The sequence below is a fragment of the Streptomyces sp. NPDC058741 genome (genome assembly GCF_042746715.1).
Taxonomy (GTDB): Bacteria; Actinomycetota; Actinomycetes; order Streptomycetales; family Streptomycetaceae; genus Streptomyces.
This window is the reverse complement of record NZ_JBHYQH010000002.1, coordinates 273,988-292,321: the sequence shown is the minus strand read 5'-3', so window position 1 is coordinate 292,321 and position 18,334 is coordinate 273,988. Positions and strand designations below refer to the sequence as shown.

General features: G+C 68.4%; 13 protein-coding genes and 1 tRNA gene. 12 read left to right on the top strand and 2 right to left on the bottom strand.

All coding sequences use genetic code 11. The features are described 5' to 3' along the window. The first annotated feature begins 70 nt into the window (after window positions 1–70). A complete protein-coding gene (locus ACFW6P_RS02830) occupies window positions 71–1,126 on the top strand; it encodes a UDP-N-acetylmuramate dehydrogenase (RefSeq protein ID WP_386422779.1) in 1,056 nt (351 codons plus the stop codon). A gap of 349 nt (window positions 1,127–1,475) precedes the next feature. On the opposite strand, the gene ACFW6P_RS02825 is transcribed toward ACFW6P_RS02830, so the two are convergent. Continuing rightward, the gene (locus tag ACFW6P_RS02825) at window positions 1,476–2,507 is read right to left on the bottom strand and encodes an adenosine deaminase (protein ID WP_386349589.1); all 1,032 of its coding nucleotides are present in this window, start codon (window positions 2,505–2,507) and stop codon (window positions 1,476–1,478) included. Between the two features lie 138 nt (window positions 2,508–2,645). Beyond that, on the bottom strand, window positions 2,646–3,872 hold the full coding sequence (locus tag ACFW6P_RS02820; protein WP_386349592.1) for a pyridoxal phosphate-dependent aminotransferase: 1,227 nt from the start codon (window positions 3,870–3,872) through the stop codon (window positions 2,646–2,648). Window positions 3,873–4,176: 304 nt separating this feature from the next. On the opposite strand from ACFW6P_RS02820, the gene ACFW6P_RS02815 reads away from it, so the two are divergent. The 11 genes from ACFW6P_RS02815 (at window position 4,177) to ACFW6P_RS02765 (ending at window position 18,288) form a co-directional block, all read left to right on the top strand. Continuing rightward, a tRNA-Trp gene (locus ACFW6P_RS02815) sits at window positions 4,177–4,249 on the top strand. A gap of 108 nt (window positions 4,250–4,357) precedes the next feature. Then, the gene (gene secE, locus ACFW6P_RS02810; RefSeq protein WP_010036800.1) at window positions 4,358–4,642 is read left to right on the top strand and encodes a preprotein translocase subunit SecE; all 285 of its coding nucleotides are present in this window, start codon (window positions 4,358–4,360) and stop codon (window positions 4,640–4,642) included. Between the two features lie 80 nt (window positions 4,643–4,722). Beyond that, window positions 4,723–5,547: a transcription termination/antitermination protein NusG gene (gene nusG, locus ACFW6P_RS02805; protein ID WP_386349595.1), complete on the top strand. Its 825-nt coding sequence runs from the start codon at window positions 4,723–4,725 to the stop codon at window positions 5,545–5,547. A 183-nt stretch (window positions 5,548–5,730) separates the two neighbouring features. Continuing rightward, window positions 5,731–6,165 (top strand): 50S ribosomal protein L11, encoded by a 435-nt coding sequence (rplK, locus tag ACFW6P_RS02800; protein ID WP_003992325.1) that lies wholly within the window; start codon window positions 5,731–5,733, stop codon window positions 6,163–6,165. A 76-nt stretch (window positions 6,166–6,241) separates the two neighbouring features. After that, complete coding sequence (gene rplA, locus ACFW6P_RS02795; RefSeq protein WP_184987117.1) at window positions 6,242–6,967, top strand: 50S ribosomal protein L1; 726 nt, start codon at window positions 6,242–6,244, stop codon at window positions 6,965–6,967. Window positions 6,968–7,109: 142 nt separating this feature from the next. Then, window positions 7,110–7,952: a hypothetical protein gene (locus ACFW6P_RS02790; protein ID WP_386349599.1), complete on the top strand. Its 843-nt coding sequence runs from the start codon at window positions 7,110–7,112 to the stop codon at window positions 7,950–7,952. A 91-nt stretch (window positions 7,953–8,043) separates the two neighbouring features. Further along, a complete protein-coding gene (locus ACFW6P_RS02785) occupies window positions 8,044–8,874 on the top strand; it encodes a DUF1396 domain-containing protein (protein WP_386422777.1) in 831 nt (276 codons plus the stop codon). Between the two features lie 319 nt (window positions 8,875–9,193). Then, window positions 9,194–9,724 carry a 50S ribosomal protein L10 gene (gene rplJ / locus ACFW6P_RS02780; protein WP_386349604.1) on the top strand — a complete coding sequence of 177 codons (531 nt, stop codon included), beginning with the start codon at window positions 9,194–9,196 and terminating at the stop codon, window positions 9,722–9,724. 115 nt (window positions 9,725–9,839) lie between these two features. Beyond that, entirely contained in the window at window positions 9,840–10,223 is a 384-nt protein-coding gene (rplL, locus tag ACFW6P_RS02775) for a 50S ribosomal protein L7/L12 (protein ID WP_386349607.1), read from the top strand. A 573-nt stretch (window positions 10,224–10,796) separates the two neighbouring features. Further along, on the top strand, window positions 10,797–14,282 hold the full coding sequence (rpoB, locus tag ACFW6P_RS02770) for a DNA-directed RNA polymerase subunit beta (protein WP_386349610.1): 3,486 nt from the start codon (window positions 10,797–10,799) through the stop codon (window positions 14,280–14,282). A gap of 94 nt (window positions 14,283–14,376) precedes the next feature. Continuing rightward, window positions 14,377–18,288, top strand: coding sequence for a DNA-directed RNA polymerase subunit beta' (locus ACFW6P_RS02765; protein WP_386349613.1), 3,912 nt, complete (start codon window positions 14,377–14,379; stop codon window positions 18,286–18,288). The last annotated feature ends 46 nt before the right edge of the window (window positions 18,289–18,334 follow it).

The window sequence follows — 18,334 nt, the reverse complement described above, 5'->3', positions numbered from 1 at the left end:
GCCCGCTACCGGGCGGGGCCGCACGCACGCGTGCCCGACCCTGTCAGTACCGTCTCGTACTCTTGAGCCCGTGCAGGAACTCCACGACGCCCCCCTCGCCCCGCTGACCACGTTCCGGCTGGGCGGTCCCGCGACCCGGCTGGTCACCGCGACGACGGACGACGAGGTCATCACCGTCGTCCGCGAAGCCGACGAGACGGGTACGCCGCTGCTGCTGATCGGCGGCGGCTCCAACCTGGTCATCGGCGACAAGGGCTTCGAGGGCACGGCCCTGGTCATCGCCACCCGCGGCTTCTCCCTCGACGGCACGAGGCTGGAGCTGGCGGCCGGCGAGGTCTGGACCGACGCCGTCGCCCGCACGGTCGAGGCGGGTCTGGCCGGGATCGAGTGCCTGGCCGGCATCCCCGGCTCGGCGGGCGCCACCCCCATCCAGAACGTCGGGGCGTACGGCCAGGAGGTCTCCTCGACGATCACCGAGGTCGTCGCCTACGACCGGCAGACCGGCGAGACGGTCACGCTGGCCAACAAGGACTGCGCCTTCTCCTACCGCCACAGCCGCTTCAAGTCCCACCCCGAGCGCTACGTGGTCCTGCGGGTCCGCTTCGCCCTGGAGGACGCCGACGGCCTCTCCGCGCCCCTCCGGTACGCCGAGACGGCCCGCGCCCTCGGTGTGGAGGCGGGTGACCGGGTCCCGCTCGACCAGGCCCGGGAAACGGTGCTCAAGCTGCGCGCCGGCAAGGGCATGGTCCTGGACCCCGAGGACCACGACACCTGGTCGGCCGGGTCCTTCTTCACCAACCCGATCCTCACGGACACGGACTTCGCGACGTTCCGCGCCCGCGTGCGGGAGCGGCTGGGCGACGGGGTGGAGCCGCCCGCGTACCCGGCCGGGGAGGGCCGCACCAAGACGTCCGCGGCCTGGCTGATCGACAAGGCCGGCTTCACCAAGGGCTACGGCGACGGCCCCGCCCGCATCTCCACCAAGCACACCCTGGCGCTGACGAACCGGGGCGGCGCTACGACGGAGGACCTCCTCGCCCTGGCACGCGAGGTCGTGACCGGCGTCCGCGAGGCGTTCGGGATCACGCTGGTGAACGAACCGGTGACGGTGGGGGTCAGCCTGTAGACGCACGGCGTTGTCGCCAGGCCGGGGCGATGCGCACCCTGGCGACGCGGGGTACCGCCGCGCCCACCCGTGCCGCCCTTGGCGGCACGCATGCCCGCAGCTGACCGGACCCGCGCCCGCGCACGCACGGAAGGGGACGTGCCGGGGGTGCCCGCCCGCAGCGGTCGGCGCGTCGACGAAAAGTCGCGGGCGACCAGCGGGGGCAGCCGTGAGGCTCCATCGCGCCGATCCGGGGACGGACACCCCCCCGGCGCGGCCCGACCCACCCCACGCGAAGAGGCGCGACCCGCACCCCCACCGAACCAGCCACAGACCGCCGCAGGCACCCGCCCCGCCCATACAGCCACCCCTACGACCGCAACCAGTCGTCGATCCCGTCCAGCAGCTTCGCCTTCACGTCCTCCGGTGCCGCCGACCCCCGCACCGACTGCCGCGCCACCTCCGCCAGTTCCGCGTCCGTGAAACCGTGGTGCTGCCGCGCGATCTCGTACTGCGCCGCCAGACGGGACCCGAACAGCAACGGGTCGTCCGCGCCCAGGGCCAACGGCACACCCGCCTCGAACAAGGTCCGCAGCGGCACGTCCTCCGGCTTCTCGTACACCCCGAGCGCGACGTTCGACGCCGGGCACACCTCACACGTCACCTGCCGGTCGGCCAGCCGCTTCAGCAGCCGCGGGTCCTCGGCCGCCCGCACGCCGTGCCCCACCCGGTGGGCCCCCAGGTCGTCCAGGCAGTCCCGCACCGACGCGGGACCCGTCAGCTCACCCCCGTGCGGCGCCGACAGCAGCCCGGCCTCCCGCGCGATCGCGAAGGCCCGGTCGAAGTCCCGCGCCATACCCCGCCGCTCGTCGTTGGACAGCCCGAACCCGACGACGCCCCGGTCCGCGTACCGCACCGCCAGCCGCGCCAGCGTCCGCGCGTCCAGCGGGTGCTTCATCCGGTTCGCCGCGACCAGCACCCGCATCCCGAGCCCGGTCTCCCGCGAGGCCGTCTCGACCGCGTCCAGGATGATCTCCAGCGCCGGGATCAACCCGCCCAGCCGCGGCGCGTACGAGGTCGGGTCGACCTGGATCTCCAGCCACCCCGACCCGTCCCGCACATCCTCCTCCGCGGCCTCCCGCACCAGCCGCCGGATGTCCTCCGGCTCCCGCAGGCACGAGCGCGCCGCGTCGTACAGCCGCTGGAAGCGGAACCAGCCCCGCTCGTCCGTCGCCCGCAGTTTCGGCGGCTCCCCGCCGACCAGCGACTCGGTCAGCGCGTCGGGCAGCCGCACCCCGTGCTTGTCGGCCAGTTCCAGCACGGTCGAGGGCCGCATGGACCCGGTGAAGTGCAGGTGCAGATGGGCCTTGGGCAGCTCAGAGACATCACGTACACGCTCCATCCCAGGATCTTGCCGTACGCCTCGGCCGCCCCGGAAGCCGTTTCCCCGAACGTGGTCTTGCTCGCACGGGCACACGACGGAAGCGGGCCGCTCCCCGAAAGGGGGAACGGCCCGCCACCGCCTCACGTGAGGCCCAGGTCAGTCCCTGGCCTCCGCCAGCAGCTTCTGGATCCGGCTCACGCCCTCGACGAGATCCTCGTCACCCAGCGCGTACGACAGCCGCAGATAGCCCGGCGTACCGAACGCCTCACCCGGGACGACCGCGACCTCGGCCTCCTCCAGGATCAGCGCCGCGAGCTCCACCGTGTCCTTGGGGCGCTTGCCCCGGATCTCCTTGCCGACCAGCGCCTTCACCGAGGGGTAGGCGTAGAACGCGCCCTCCGGCTCCGGGCACACCACGCCGTCGATCTCGTTCAGCATCCGCACGATGGTCGTGCGGCGCCGGTCGAAGGCCTCCCGCATCGTCGCGACGGCGTCCAGGTCGCCTGAGACGGCGGCGAGCGCGGCCGCCTGGGCGACGTTGGAGACGTTGGACGTGGCGTGCGACTGCAGGTTCGTCGCGGCCTTGACGACGTCCTTCGGGCCGATGAGCCACCCCACGCGCCAGCCGGTCATCGCGTACGTCTTCGCGACGCCGTTGACCACGACGCACTTGTCGCGCAGCTCCGGCAGCACCGCCGGCAGCGACACCGCGGAGGCGCCGCCGTAGACCAGGTGCTCGTAGATCTCGTCGGTCATCACCCACAGGCCGTGCTCCACGGCCCAGTGACCGATGGCCTCGGTCTCCTGCTCGCTGTAGACCGCGCCGGTCGGGTTGGACGGCGAGACGAACAGAAGGACCTTCGTCCTCTCCGTCCGGGCCGCCTCCAGCTGCTCGACGGTCACCCGGTAGCCGGTCGTCTCGTCGGCGACGACCTCCACCGGGACGCCCCCGGCCAGCCGGATCGACTCCGGGTACGTCGTCCAGTACGGCGCGGGCACGATGACCTCGTCGCCCGGGTCGAGGATCGCGGCGAAGGCCTCGTAGATGGCCTGCTTACCGCCGTTGGTGACGAGGATCTGCGACGTGTCGACCTCGTAGCCGGAGTCGCGCAGCGTCTTCGCGGCGATGGCGGCCTTCAGCTCGGGCAGGCCGCCGGCCGGCGTGTAGCGGTGGTACTTCGGGTTCTTGCAGGCCTCGATCGCGGCCTGGACGATGTAGTCCGGGGTCGGGAAGTCGGGCTCACCGGCGCCGAAGCCGATCACCGGTCGCCCGGCGGCCTTGAGGGCCTTGGCCTTGGCGTCCACGGCGAGGGTGGCGGACTCGGAGATCGCGCCGACTCGGGCGGAGACCCGGCGCTCGGTGGGAGGGGTTGCAGCGCTCATACGCCCCATCGTTTCAGACCGGAAACCTGCGCGGCACGGGGGTTTCACGGACTGAACAACGCCGGGCGAACGCTGAACAGGAGTACGGATCGCCCGCACGACCAGGTCGGTCTCCCGCGGGTGCCCCGGCCCGGTGAGCCGTCCCGAGGGCGATCTTCCGCCAACGAGGCTCCCGGCGCGCCCTTTCTGTTCGACGCCCGGCCGCGGACCACGTACACTCTCACCTCGTTGGCCTTCGGCAGGCCGCGCCCGTTCGGTGCACACCAGGCATCCGGACGGATGCGGTACGTTGGGGGGCACACAAAGGGTCGTAGCTCAATTGGTAGAGCACTGGTCTCCAAAACCAGCGGTTGGGGGTTCAAGTCCCTCCGGCCCTGCTACACACACCTTCGCCAGGATGTGTGCGCATGTACGTACAGCAATGCACCGCCGTGCGGCTCAGACCGGGCGCGGCACGGCCACGACCCGGAATCAGGTGAGGACGAGTGACGGACGCCGTGGGCTCCATCGACATGCCTGATGCCCAGGACGAGGCGCCGGAGTCCAAGAAGACCCGCAAGGGCGGCAAGCGCGGCAAGAAGGGCCCGCTGAAGCGCCTTGCCCTCTTCTACCGCCAGATCGTCGCGGAGCTGCGCAAGGTCGTCTGGCCGACCCGCAACCAGCTCACGACGTACACGACCGTGGTGATCATCTTCGTCGTCATCATGATCGGCCTGGTCACCGTGATTGACTATGGGCTCAGCCACGCCGCCAAGTACGTCTTCGGCTGACCAGCCAGCGAAGAGCGCCGAGGTACCCGGCGCTCCTTTCGCATGTTCCACCCCTATGTATCCAGGAAGAAGCAGCCACCGTGTCTGACCCGAACGTGAACGACGCCATCGAGCCGGTCGAGTCCGTCGAGGACGAGCTCGACGCCGTCGAGGGCGCGGACAGCGAGGACACCGAGACCTCCGCCGAGGTCGAGGCTGCCGACGCCGCCGCGGACCACGCCGACGAGGCGGGGACCGAGGCCGGCGAAGAGGCCGCGGCCGAGTCCGAGGAAGAGCCCGAGGACGACCGCGACCCGATCGAGAAGCTCCGCGAGGAACTGCGCCTCCTGCCCGGCGAGTGGTACGTCATCCACACCTACGCGGGCTACGAGAACCGCGTGAAGACCAACCTCGAGCAGCGCGCCGTCTCGCTGAACGTCGAGGACTACATCTTCCAGGCCGAGGTGCCGCAGGAAGAGGTCGTCCAGATCAAGAACGGCGACCGGAAGACGATCAAGCAGAACAAGCTTCCGGGCTACGTCCTGGTCCGCATGGACCTGACGAACGAGTCCTGGGGCGTCGTCCGCAATACGCCCGGCGTCACCGGCTTCGTGGGCAACGCCTACGACCCGTACCCGCTGACGCTGGACGAGATCGTCAAGATGCTCGCCCCCGAGGCCGAGGAGAAGGCCGCCCGCGAGGCCGCCGAGGCCGAGGGCAAGCCCGCCCCGCAGCGCAAGGTCGAGGTCCAGGTGCTGGACTTCGAGGTCGGCGACTCGGTCACCGTCACCGACGGCCCGTTCGCCACGCTGCAGGCGACCATCAACGAGATCAACCCGGACTCGAAGAAGGTCAAGGGCCTCGTCGAGATCTTCGGCCGCGAGACGCCGGTCGAGCTCTCCTTCGACCAGATCCAGAAGAACTAGTTCCCCGAACCGGTTTTCTTCCGGACCCACCACTTCCGCGCAGGTCAGGCGAACGCTCCGGCGCTTGCCTGACCTGCGCGGTTTTTGGCCGCGCATCTCTACCCGTTATCGTTGTGCGGTATGCCTGCATCCGGGTGGTCCCCGGGCGCGGGCAGGACCCGAACCGAAAGGACCCGGAGAGCTATGCCTCCCAAGAAGAAGAAGGTCACGGGGCTCATCAAGCTCCAGATCCAGGCCGGTGCCGCCAACCCGGCCCCGCCGGTCGGCCCCGCGCTGGGTCAGCACGGCGTCAACATCATGGAGTTCTGCAAGGCCTACAACGCCGCGACCGAGTCGCAGCGTGGCTGGGTCATCCCGGTGGAGATCACGGTCTACGAGGACCGCTCCTTCACCTTCATCACCAAGACCCCGCCGGCCGCCAAGATGATCCTGAAGGCCGCGGGCATCGAGAAGGGCTCGGGCGAGCCGCACAAGACCAAGGTCGCGAAGATCACGCGCGACCAGGTCCGTGAGATCGCCACGACCAAGATGCCCGACCTCAACGCCAACGACCTGGACGCCGCCGAGAAGATCATCGCCGGCACCGCCCGTTCCATGGGCGTCACGGTCGAGGGCTGAGCCCCAACCCCATCAGCAGAAGTGGCAGGGCCTGCTCGGCCCGGACCACGACTCCTAAGAATCCACAGGAGCAGTAGTGAGCAAGCGCAGCAAGTCCCTTCGCGCTGCGGACGCCAAGGTCGACCGGGAGAAGCTCTACGCCCCGCTCGAGGCCGTCCGTCTCGCCAAGGAGACCTCCACGACCAAGTTCGACGGCACCGTCGAGGTCGCCTTCCGCCTGGGTGTCGACCCGCGCAAGGCCGACCAGATGGTCCGTGGCACCGTGAACCTCCCGCACGGCACCGGCAAGACCGCCCGGGTCCTGGTCTTCGCGACCGGTGACCGTGCCGAGGCCGCGCGTGCCGCGGGCGCCGACATCGTCGGCGCCGACGAGCTGATCGACGAGGTGTCGAAGGGCCGTCTGGACTTCGACGCCGTCGTCGCCACCCCGGACCTCATGGGCAAGGTCGGCCGCCTCGGCCGCGTGCTCGGTCCGCGTGGTCTGATGCCGAACCCGAAGACCGGCACCGTCACCCCCGACGTCGCCAAGGCCGTCACCGAGATCAAGGGCGGCAAGATCGAGTTCCGTGTCGACAAGCACGCGAACCTGCACTTCATCATCGGCAAGTCGTCCTTCGACGACACCAAGCTGGTGGAGAACTACGGCGCGGCGCTGGAGGAGATCCTCCGCCTGAAGCCGTCCGCCGCCAAGGGCCGGTACATCAAGAAGGCCGCCATCACCACCACGATGGGCCCCGGCATCCCGGTCGACCCGAACCGCACCCGCAACCTCCTCGTCGAGGAGGACCCGGCCGCGGTCTGAGCCCGACGGCTCACCCAACCGGTCACGGGCCCCGCATCTCTCACAGGTGCGGGGCCCGTTCCCCTTTCCCGGTACGGGCCCGCGCGAGCTGGGTTAACGTGCGGGAACCGGAGGAAACGGAGGACGTAGGCAGGGCACGACCGTGCGCCGTTCGGGTCTGGCGCTCGCTGTGGCCACCGCGCTGACGGGGGTGGCCACCTGCACCTCCCCGGACCCCGCCGAGCGGCCCGGACGGGACGACCGGCGCGCTCGCGGCGGCTCCCCGGCGGCCCTGCGCTCCGCCGAACGCGCCACCGAGCGGGCCGGGTCCGCCCGCCTCGAGTCCACGACCAGCATGGGCTCGCTGATGTCGATGACCGCCGACGGCGCCCTCGGCTGGGGCGACGGCATCACCGGCACCCTCATCCTCACCTACACCGGCGGCACGATCGCCGACACCATGCGCCGGCTCGGCACCACCTCCATGGAGGCCCGCTACCTGCCCGACGCCTACTACGCGCGCATGGGCGAGAGGTTCGCCGACAAGGCGGGCGGCAAGCGCTGGATCCGGTACGCGTACGACGACCTGGAAGCCCTCGCGGACGGCTCCGCCGCCCACCTCGGCGACCAGATGCGCAGCACCGCGCCCCACCAGTCCGTGACGCTCCTGCGCTCCTCCGGGAACGTCCGGAGGGCCGGCGTGGAGCGCGTCCGCGGCCGGCGCGCCACGCACTGGTCGGGGACCGTGGCCGCGGCGGACGTCGCCGGCGCCGCCCTGAGGAGGCAGCTCACCGACGCCGGCGTCACCACCGAGACCGTCGGCATCTGGATCGACGACCGCGACCTGCTCGTCAAGAAGGTGGAGAGGGCCCGGACGACGACCGGCCGGATGACCCGGACCGCGCACTACACCGACCACGGCGTGGCTGTCCGGGCGCAGCGGCCCCCGCGCAGCGACACAGGGGACTTCGACGACCTGGTGCGCGGCCGGGCCGGCTCTTCCTGACCCGGGTATTCCCGTAGATCACGGGTGTCCCCTGGGATAGGCTCACGTCCTTCCTTGCTTGAAGCACACATGTATTCCTTGGGGGGAATCGATGAGGTCATCCATATCGGCCGCGGGCCTGGGCGCGCTGCTGCTGGCCGCCGGTGCGGTCTCCTGCGGCTCGCAGTCCGAGGAGTCGCCGGAGATGACGCCCGCGGCCGCGGTCGCCAAGGCGGCGAAGAACACGGAGGACATCACGTCCCTCCGCTACCGCATGAGCGGTACGGCGCCGGAGTCCGGCAAGGTCCAGGGCGAGGCGTCCATGCGCCTCAAGCCCGAGATCGCCATGAGCATGAAGATCTCGGCGTCCGGCCAGGCGGCCGGTGAGACGGCCGAGATCCGCCTCGTCGACAAGGCCATGTACATCGGTGGGGGAGCCGAGATGGCCAAGGAGATGGACGGCAAGTCCTGGATGAAGTTCGACCTGTCCGGCTCCGACGCCGGCGAGGAGCTGGACCAGATGGGGTCCACGAGCCAGGCCGAGCAGAACCCGGCGGCGGAGTCCACCTTCCTCACGGGCGCCAAGGACGTGAAGAAGGTCGGCACCGAGAAGGTCGACGGCGTCGAGACGACGCACTACACGGGCACCGTCACCCTCGACTCGCTGCGCGCCTCCCTCGGCAAGGAGGACGCGGAGACCCGTGAGCGACGCGAGAAGAGCATCAAGCAGTACGAGAAGATGGGCGTCGAGAAGCTCACGATGGACATGTGGATCGACGGTGACGACCACACCAAGCAGTTCCGCACCAAGAGCGACACCGACAAGGGCCCGCTCGACATGACCATCACCTTCCTCGACTACAACAAGCCGGTGGAGATCAAGGCCCCGCCCGCCGAGGACGTGGCGGACCTCGCCGAGATGTTCAAGGGGGCCGAGGGCTGAACCGCCCGTCGATCCGTCCGTGCGATCCGTCGTGCGGGCGGATTTGCTTGACAGCGATTCGTTCCCGTACCCTCCTACAGAAGCCAAAGACCGCTGGTCGTTACCGCGTGCTCGGGAAGAGGGCGCGGTGGCCGAAGGATCCGCTGAACGGCGGACGACCCGCGCAGGTGACACTGGAGAAGCTCCCGGAGTCCGCCGCCTCGTGCGTGTGGGAAACCGGTCGAGCCACGCCCCGTGCGCTTGCGCCGGGGCGTTTCGTTTTCCCCAGTCCTCCTTCGGGTCCGCGCGGTCCGAATCACCCGGAAGGAGGCCGAGGCTCATGGCGAGGCCTGACAAGGTCGATGCCGTCGAGGAGATGCGGGACAAGTTCCGCGACTCCAACGCTGCCGTCGTTACCGCGTACACCGGTCTCACCGTCGCGCAGCTCCAGAAGCTGCGTCGTTCACTCGGTGAGAACGCTCAGTACCGTGTGGCGAAGAACACGCTGACCAAGATTGCGGCCAACGAGGCCGGGATCACGACGCTGGACGACCTCTTCACGGGTTCGTCGGCCGTCGCCTTCGTGACCGGTGACCCGGTCGAGGCGGCGAAGGGTCTCCGTGACTTCGCCAAGGACAACCCCAACCTGGTCATCAAGGGCGGCGTCCTTGACGGCAAGGCGTTGTCCGCCGAAGAGATCACGAAGCTTGCGGACCTCGAGTCCCGCGAGGTTCTGCTCTCCAAGCTGGCGGGTGCCTTCAAGGGCAAGCAGTCCCAGGCTGCTCAGCTCTTCCAGGCGCTTCCCTCGAAGCTCGTCCGCACCGTGGACGCGCTCCGTGCCAAGCAGGACGAGCAGGGCGGTGCCGAGTAACTCGGCTCGCATCCCGGCCGCCGCTGCCTGAACGCGGCGACCGTAGCGGGCCAGTAGTACGCCCGCCTCACATGTACATCCGGCACCTGCCGATTTAGTGGAAGGACCGCCAATCATGGCGAAGCTCAGCCAGGAAGACCTGCTCGCGCAGTTCGAGGAGATGACCCTCATCGAGCTCTCCGAGTTCGTGAAGGCGTTCGAGGAGAAGTTCGACGTCACCGCCGCCGCGGCCGTCGCCGTTGCCGGTCCGGCCGGTCCGGCCGCCCCGGTCGAGGCCGCCGAGGAGCAGGACGAGTTCGACGTCATCCTCACGGGTGCCGGCGACAAGAAGATCCAGGTCATCAAGGTCGTGCGTGAGCTGACCTCCCTGGGTCTGAAGGAGGCCAAGGACCTCGTGGACGGCGCCCCGAAGCCCGTCCTCGAGAAGGTCGCCAAGGACGCCGCCGAGAAGGCCGCCGAGTCCCTCAAGGGCGCCGGCGCCTCCGTCGAGGTCAAGTAACACCCTCGGATCCGGCAGGATCCGCCACACGTCCCACAGGGCGTGTAACGCGTGAGCGCGGAAGAGCGATCATCCATCCGGGTGGTCGCTCTTCGGCGTTCCAGGGGTCCGGCCACGGTTGCCTTGCACCCTCTGTGACGGGGGGTATGGTGATCTTCGTCGTGTCTCCGGGGCGGCCCCGGATCGGGCAGGGGGGCCTTGACGAACCGCACGCAGCGCGCAATTCTCAGGACGCGTCGTCACAAGGATCCAATCCGAGGCATGGATCGGCGACGAAGAGGGCAGTATCAACGTGCGTTGAGGGCAGCGCCTTGTCGCAGGAGTGGAACAACGAGGGTGAACACGGGTTTGACAACCCGCACTGGACATCAGTGGGCCAAGTGGCTACACTGACCCTTTGCGCTGCCTGTTAGCTGTCCCCTGCCCGTCACCAGGGGTCTCACCTCGCCCGAGCATCGACGACAAGACACATCCGACCTGGCCTTTTCGGCCCTGTCGGCACAGCTTGTCTCCGTGTACGGGAGAGGGGCCGGTACGCGCGTAGTGAGTCCGAGCCCTCGGAAGGACCCCCTCTTGGCCGCCTCGCGCAACGCCTCGACCGCGAATACGAACAACGCCGCCAGCACTGCCCCGCTGCGCATCTCTTTTGCAAAGATCAAGGAGCCTCTTGAGGTTCCGAACCTGCTCGCGCTGCAGACCGAGAGCTTCGACTGGCTGCTCGGCAACACCGCCTGGCAGAGTCGGGTCGAGGAGGCTCTCGAGAACGGTCAGGACGTCCCCACCAAGTCCGGGCTCGAGGAGATCTTCGAGGAGATCTCCCCGATCGAGGACTTCAGCGGGTCGATGTCGCTGACCTTCCGCGACCACCGTTTCGAGCCGTCGAAGAACTCCATCGACGAGTGCAAGGAGCGCGACTTCACGTACGCGGCCCCGCTCTTCGTGACCGCCGAGTTCACCAACAACGAGACCGGCGAGATCAAGTCCCAGACGGTCTTCATGGGCGACTTCCCGCTCATGACGAACAAGGGCACCTTCGTCATCAACGGCACCGAGCGTGTCGTGGTGTCGCAGCTGGTCCGTTCGCCCGGCGTGTACTTCGACTCGTCCATCGACAAGACGTCCGACAAGGACATCTTCTCCGCCAAGATCATCCCGTCCCGGGGTGCCTGGCTGGAGATGGAGATCGACAAGCGCGACATGGTCGGTGTCCGCATCGACCGCAAGCGCAAGCAGTCCGTCACCGTCCTGCTCAAGGCGCTCGGCTGGACCACCGAGCAGATCCTGGAGGAGTTCGGCGAGTACGAGTCCATGCGCGCCACCCTGGAGAAGGACCACACCCAGGGCCAGGACGACGCGCTGCTCGACATCTACCGCAAGCTGCGTCCGGGCGAGCCCCCCACGCGTGAGGCCGCGCAGACGCTGCTCGAGAACCTCTACTTCAACCCCAAGCGCTACGACCTGGCCAAGGTCGGCCGCTACAAGGTCAACAAGAAGCTGGGTGCGGACGCTCCGCTGGACGCGGGCATCCTGACCGTCGAGGACATCATCTCGACGATCAAGTACCTGGTGAAGCTGCACGCGGGCGAGACCGAGACGGTCGGCGACAGCGGTACGAGCATCGTCGTCGAGACCGACGACATCGACCACTTCGGCAACCGCCGCCTGCGCAGCGTCGGCGAGCTCATCCAGAACCAGGTCCGTACGGGTCTGGCGCGTATGGAGCGTGTCGTCCGCGAGCGCATGACGACCCAGGACGTCGAGGCGATCACGCCGCAGACCCTGATCAACATCCGGCCTGTCGTCGCCTCCATCAAGGAGTTCTTCGGCACCAGCCAGCTGTCGCAGTTCATGGACCAGAACAACCCGCTGTCGGGTCTGACGCACAAGAGGCGTCTCTCCGCACTCGGCCCGGGTGGTCTGTCCCGTGAGCGGGCCGGCTTCGAGGTCCGTGACGTGCACCCCTCGCACTACGGCCGCATGTGCCCGATCGAGACGCCCGAAGGCCCGAACATCGGTCTGATCGGCTCGCTCGCCTCCTACGGCCGGGTCAACGCGTTCGGTTTCGTCGAGACCCCGTACCGCAAGGTCATCGACGGCCAGGTCACCGACGACGTCGACTACCTGACCGCCGACGAGGAGGACCGCTTCGTCATCGCGCAGGCCAACGCGCAGCTGACGGACGACCTCCGCTTCGCCGAGGCCCGGGTGCTGGTCCGCCGCAAGGGCGGCGAGGTCGACTACGTCGGCGGCGAGGACGTGGACTACATGGACGTCTCGCCGCGCCAGATGGTGTCGGTCGCGACCGCCATGATCCCCTTCCTCGAGCACGACGACGCCAACCGTGCCCTCATGGGCGCGAACATGATGCGTCAGGCCGTGCCGCTGATCAAGTCCGAGTCCCCGCTCGTCGGCACCGGCATGGAGTACCGCTCCGCCGTCGACGCCGGCGACGTGGTCAAGGCCGAGAAGCCCGGTGTGGTCCAGGAGGTCTCCGCGGACTACATCACCACGGCCAACGACGACGGCACGTACATCACGTACCGCCTGGCCAAGTTCGCCCGGTCCAACCAGGGCACCTCGGTCAACCAGAAGGTCATCGTCAACGAGGGCGACCGGATCATCGAGGGCCAGGTCCTGGCCGACGGTCCGGCCACCCAGAACGGCGAGATGGCACTGGGCAAGAACCTGCTCGTGGCGTTCATGCCGTGGGAGGGTCACAACTACGAGGACGCGATCATCCTGTCGCAGCGCCTCGTGCAGGACGACGTCCTCTCCTCGATCCACATCGAGGAGCACGAGGTCGACGCCCGTGACACCAAGCTCGGCCCCGAGGAGATCACGCGGGACATCCCGAACGTCTCCGAGGAGGTCCTCGCCGACCTCGACGAGCGCGGCATCATCCGCATCGGCGCCGAGGTCATCGCCGGCGACATCCTCGTCGGCAAGGTCACGCCCAAGGGTGAGACCGAGCTGACGCCCGAGGAGCGCCTGCTGCGCGCGATCTTCGGCGAGAAGGCCCGTGAGGTCCGTGACACCTCGCTGAAGGTGCCGCACGGCGAGACCGGCAAGGTCATCGGCGTCCGTGTCTTCGACCGCGAGGAGGGCGACGAGCTTCCCCCCGGTGTGAACCAGCTGGTGCGCGTCTACGTCGCGCAGAAGCGCAAGATCACCGACGGTGACAAGCTCGCCGGCCGCCACGGCAACAAGGGCGTCATCTCCAAGATCCTGCCGATCGAGGACATGCCGTTCCTGGAGGACGGCACCCCGGTCGACATCATCCTCAACCCGCTGGGTGTCCCGTCCCGAATGAACCCGGGACAGGTCCTGGAGATCCACCTGGGCTGGCTCGCCAGCCGCGGCTGGGACGTCTCCGGCCTGGCGGAGGAGTGGGCCCAGCGCCTGCAGGTCATCGGCGCCGACCAGGTCGCCCCCGGCACCAACGTCGCGACCCCGGTCTTCGACGGTGCCCGCGAGGACGAGCTGGCCGGTCTGCTGAACCACACCATCCCGAACCGGGACGGCGAGCGCATGGTGCTCCCGACCGGCAAGGCCCGGCTGTTCGACGGCCGCTCCGGCGAGCCGTTCCCGGACCCGATCTCCGTCGGGTACATGTACATCCTCAAGCTGCACCACCTGGTCGACGACAAGCTGCACGCCCGCTCGACCGGTCCGTACTCGATGATCACCCAGCAGCCGCTGGGTGGTAAGGCCCAGTTCGGTGGCCAGCGCTTCGGTGAGATGGAGGTGTGGGCGCTCGAGGCGTACGGCGCCGCCTACGCCCTCCAGGAGCTGCTGACCATCAAGTCCGACGACGTCACCGGCCGCGTGAAGGTCTACGAGGCCATCGTCAAGGGCGAGAACATCCCCGAGCCCGGCATCCCCGAGTCCTTCAAGGTGCTCATCAAGGAGATGCAGTCCCTGTGCCTCAACGTGGAGGTGCTGTCCTCGGACGGCATGTCCATCGAGATGCGCGACACCGACGAGGACGTCTTCCGCGCTGCGGAGGAGCTTGGCATCGACCTGTCCCGGCGTGAGCCGAGCAGCGTCGAAGAGGTCTGACGGGAGTCCGGCGGCCTTCGCTTGGAAGGCCGCCGGCCCCAGGACCCCCGTATCAGACCCCATGACTTACAACCCTGAGAGGGATTGACGCATAGTGCTCGACGTCAACTTCTTCGACGAGCTCCGGATCGGTCTGGCCACCGCTGACGACATCCGTCAGTGGAGCCACGGCGAGGTCAAGAAGCCCGAGACCATCAACTACCGCACCCTCAAGCCCGAAAAGGACGGACTCTTCTGCGAGAAGATCTTCGGTCCGACCCGGGACTGGGAGTGCTACTGCGGCAAGTACAAGCGCGTCCGCTTCAAGGGCATCATCTGTGAGCGCTGTGGCGTCGAGGTCACGCGCGCCAAGGTGCGCCGTGAGCGGATGGGCCACATCGAGCTCGCCGCGCCCGTCACGCACATCTGGTACTTCAAGGGCGTCCCGAGCCGGCTGGGCTACCTGCTCGACCTGGCCCCCAAGGACCTCGAGAAGGTCATCTACTTCGCGGCGTACATGATCACGTACGTCGACGAGGAGCGCCGTACGCGCGACCTGCCCTCGCTGGAGGCCCACGTCTCCGTCGAGCGCCAGCAGATCGAGCAGCGCCGCGACGCCGACCTGGAGGCCCGCGCCAAGAAGCTCGAGACCGACCTGGCCGAGCTGGAGGCCGAGGGCGCCAAGGCCGACGTGCGCCGCAAGGTGCGCGAGGGCGCCGAGCGCGAGATGAAGCAGCTGCGCGACCGTGCGCAGCGCGAGATCGACCGCCTCGACGAGGTGTGGAACCGGTTCAAGAACCTCAAGGTCCAGGACCTCGAGGGCGACGAGCTGCTCTACCGCGAGCTGCGCGACCGCTTCGGCACGTACTTCGACGGCTCGATGGGTGCCGCGGCGCTGCAGAAGCGCCTGGAGTCCTTCGACCTCGACGAGGAGGCCGAGCGCCTCCGCGAGATCATCCGCACCGGCAAGGGCCAGAAGAAGACCCGTGCGCTCAAGCGCCTCAAGGTCGTCTCCGCGTTCCTGCAGACCAGCAACAGCCCCAAGGGCATGGTGCTCGACTGCGTGCCGGTCATCCCGCCGGACCTGCGTCCGATGGTGCAGCTGGACGGTGGCCGCTTCGCGACCTCCGACCTGAACGACCTGTACCGCCGTGTGATCAACCGCAACAACCGCCTGAAGCGCCTTCTCGACCTCGGTGCGCCCGAGATCATCGTGAACAACGAGAAGCGCATGCTCCAGGAGGCCGTCGACGCGCTCTTCGACAACGGCCGCCGCGGCCGCCCGGTCACCGGTCCCGGTAACCGCCCGCTGAAGTCCCTCAGCGACATGCTGAAGGGCAAGCAGGGCCGCTTCCGTCAGAACCTGCTCGGCAAGCGTGTGGACTACTCCGCGCGTTCCGTGATCGTCGTCGGTCCGCAGCTGAAGCTGCACCAGTGCGGTCTGCCGAAGGCGATGGCGCTGGAGCTGTTCAAGCCGTTCGTGATGAAGCGCCTGGTCGACCTGAACCACGCGCAGAACATCAAGTCGGCGAAGCGCATGGTCGAGCGCGGCCGCACGGTCGTGTACGACGTGCTGGAAGAGGTCATCGCGGAGCACCCGGTTCTGCTGAACCGTGCGCCCACGCTGCACCGCCTCGGCATCCAGGCCTTCGAGCCGCAGCTGGTCGAGGGCAAGGCCATCCAGATCCACCCGCTCGTCTGCACCGCGTTCAACGCGGACTTCGACGGTGACCAGATGGCCGTGCACCTGCCGCTGTCCGCGGAGGCGCAGGCCGAGGCCCGCATCCTGATGCTGTCCTCGAACAACATCCTCAAGCCGGCCGACGGCCGCCCGGTGACGATGCCGACCCAGGACATGGTCCTCGGTCTGTTCTTCCTCACCACCGACGGCGAGATGCGCGACCTCAAGGGCGAGGGCCGTTCCTTCGCCTCGGTCGCGGAGGCGATCATGGCCTTCGACGCGGGCGAGCTGTCGCTCCAGTCGAAGATCGACGTCCGCTTCCCGGTCGGCACCATCCCGCCGCGCGGCTGGACCCCGCCGGCGCCCGAGCAGGGTGCCGAGGGCGACGGCGGCGAGTGGCAGCAGGGCGACCCGTTCCGGCTGAACACCACCCTGGGCCGCGCGCTCTTCAACGAGCTGCTGCCCGAGGACTACCCGTTCGTCGACTACGAGGTCGGCAAGAAGCAGCTCTCCGAGATCGTCAACGACCTCGCCGAGCGCTACCCGAAGGTCATCGTGGCGGCGACGCTCGACAACCTGAAGGCGGCCGGCTTCTACTGGGCCACCCGTTCCGGCGTCACCGTCGCGATCTCCGACGTCGTCGTCCCCGAGGCGAAGAAGGAGATCGTCCGCGGCTACGAGGCGCAGGACGAGAAGGTCCAGAAGCAGTACGAGCGCGGTCTGATCACCAAGGACGAGCGCACGCAGGAGCTCATCGCGATCTGGACCAAGGCGACCAACGAGGTCGCCGAGGCGATGAACGACAACTTCCCGAAGACCAACCCGATCTTCATGATGGTGAACTCGGGTGCACGAGGCAACATGATGCAGATGCGTCAGATCGCCGGTATGCGTGGTCTGGTGTCGAACGCGAAGAACGAGACGATCCCGCGTCCGATCAAGGCGTCGTTCCGTGAGGGCCTGTCCGTGCTGGAGTACTTCATCTCCACGCACGGTGCCCGTAAGGGTCTGGCGGACACCGCTCTGCGTACCGCCGACTCGGGTTACCTCACGCGTCGTCTGGTCGACGTCTCCCAGGACGTCATCATCCGCGAGGAGGACTGCGGCACCGAGCGCGGTCTGCGTCTGAAGATCGCCGACCGGAACGCCGAGGGCACCCTGCTCAAGGCGGAGGACGTCGAGACGTCCGTGTACGCGCGCTGCCTCGCCGAGGACATCGTGGTCGACGGTCAGGTGCTGGCCCCGGCCGGTACCGACCTGGGCGACGTCCTCATCGAGGAACTCGTCTCCCGCGGCGTCGAGGAGGTCAAGACCCGCTCGGTCCTGACCTGCGAGTCCGCCGTCGGCACCTGCGCGATGTGCTACGGCCGCTCGCTGGCCACCGGCAAGCTGGTCGACATCGGTGAGGCGGTCGGCATCATCGCCGCCCAGTCCATCGGTGAGCCCGGCACCCAGCTGACGATGCGTACCTTCCACACCGGTGGTGTGGCCGGTGACGACATCACCCAGGGTCTGCCGCGTGTCGTCGAGCTCTTCGAGGCCCGTACCCCGAAGGGTGTCGCCCCGATCTCCGAGGCCTCCGGCCGCGTCCGGATCGAGGAGACCGAGAAGACCAAGAAGATCGTCGTCACCCCGGACGACGGCAGCGACGAGACGGCGTACCCGATCTCCAAGCGCGCACGTCTCCTGGTCAGCGAGGGCGAGCACGTCGAGGTGGGCCAGAAGCTCACCGTGGGTGCCACCAACCCGCACGACGTGCTGCGCATCCTGGGCCAGCGCGCCGTCCAGGTCCACCTGGTCGGCGAGGTCCAGAAGGTCTACAACTCGCAGGGTGTGTCGATCCACGACAAGCACATCGAGATCATCATCCGGCAGATGCTGCGCCGCGTGACGATCATCGAGTCCGGCGACGCCGAGCTGCTGCCCGGCGAGCTGGTCGAGCGCTCGAAGTTCGAGCACGAGAACCGTCGTGTGGTCCAGGAGGGCGGTCACCCGGCCTCCGGTCGTCCGCAGCTCATGGGTATCACCAAGGCCTCGCTGGCCACGGAGTCCTGGCTGTCGGCGGCGTCCTTCCAGGAGACGACCAGGGTCCTCACGGACGCGGCGATCAACGCCAAGTCCGACTCCCTGATCGGCCTCAAGGAGAACGTCATCATCGGTAAGCTCATCCCGGCCGGTACGGGCCTGTCCCGCTACCGCAACATCCGGGTCGAGCCGACCGAGGAGGCCAAGGCCGCGATGTACTCGGCCGTCGGCTACGACGACATCGACTACTCGCCGTTCGGCACGGGCTCCGGCCAGGCCGTTCCGCTGGAGGACTACGACTACGGTCCGTACAACCAGTAAGCGGGTCGCTTGAACCGAGGGCGGTCATCCTGCGGGGTGGCCGCCC

Coding starts and splice junctions, on each gene's coding strand:
- ACFW6P_RS02825 (WP_386349589.1), bottom strand. CDS start 2,507: ATGGAGCGTGTACGTGATGTCTCTGAGCTGCCCAAGGCCCATCTGCAC.
- ACFW6P_RS02820 (WP_386349592.1), bottom strand. CDS start 3,872: ATGAGCGCTGCAACCCCTCCCACCGAGCGCCGGGTCTCCGCCCGAGTC.
- ACFW6P_RS02785 (WP_386422777.1), top strand. CDS start 8,044: ATGAGGTCATCCATATCGGCCGCGGGCCTGGGCGCGCTGCTGCTGGCC.
- rplL (WP_386349607.1), top strand. CDS start 9,840: ATGGCGAAGCTCAGCCAGGAAGACCTGCTCGCGCAGTTCGAGGAGATG.
- rplK (WP_003992325.1), top strand. CDS start 5,731: ATGCCTCCCAAGAAGAAGAAGGTCACGGGGCTCATCAAGCTCCAGATC.
- rplJ (WP_386349604.1), top strand. CDS start 9,194: ATGGCGAGGCCTGACAAGGTCGATGCCGTCGAGGAGATGCGGGACAAG.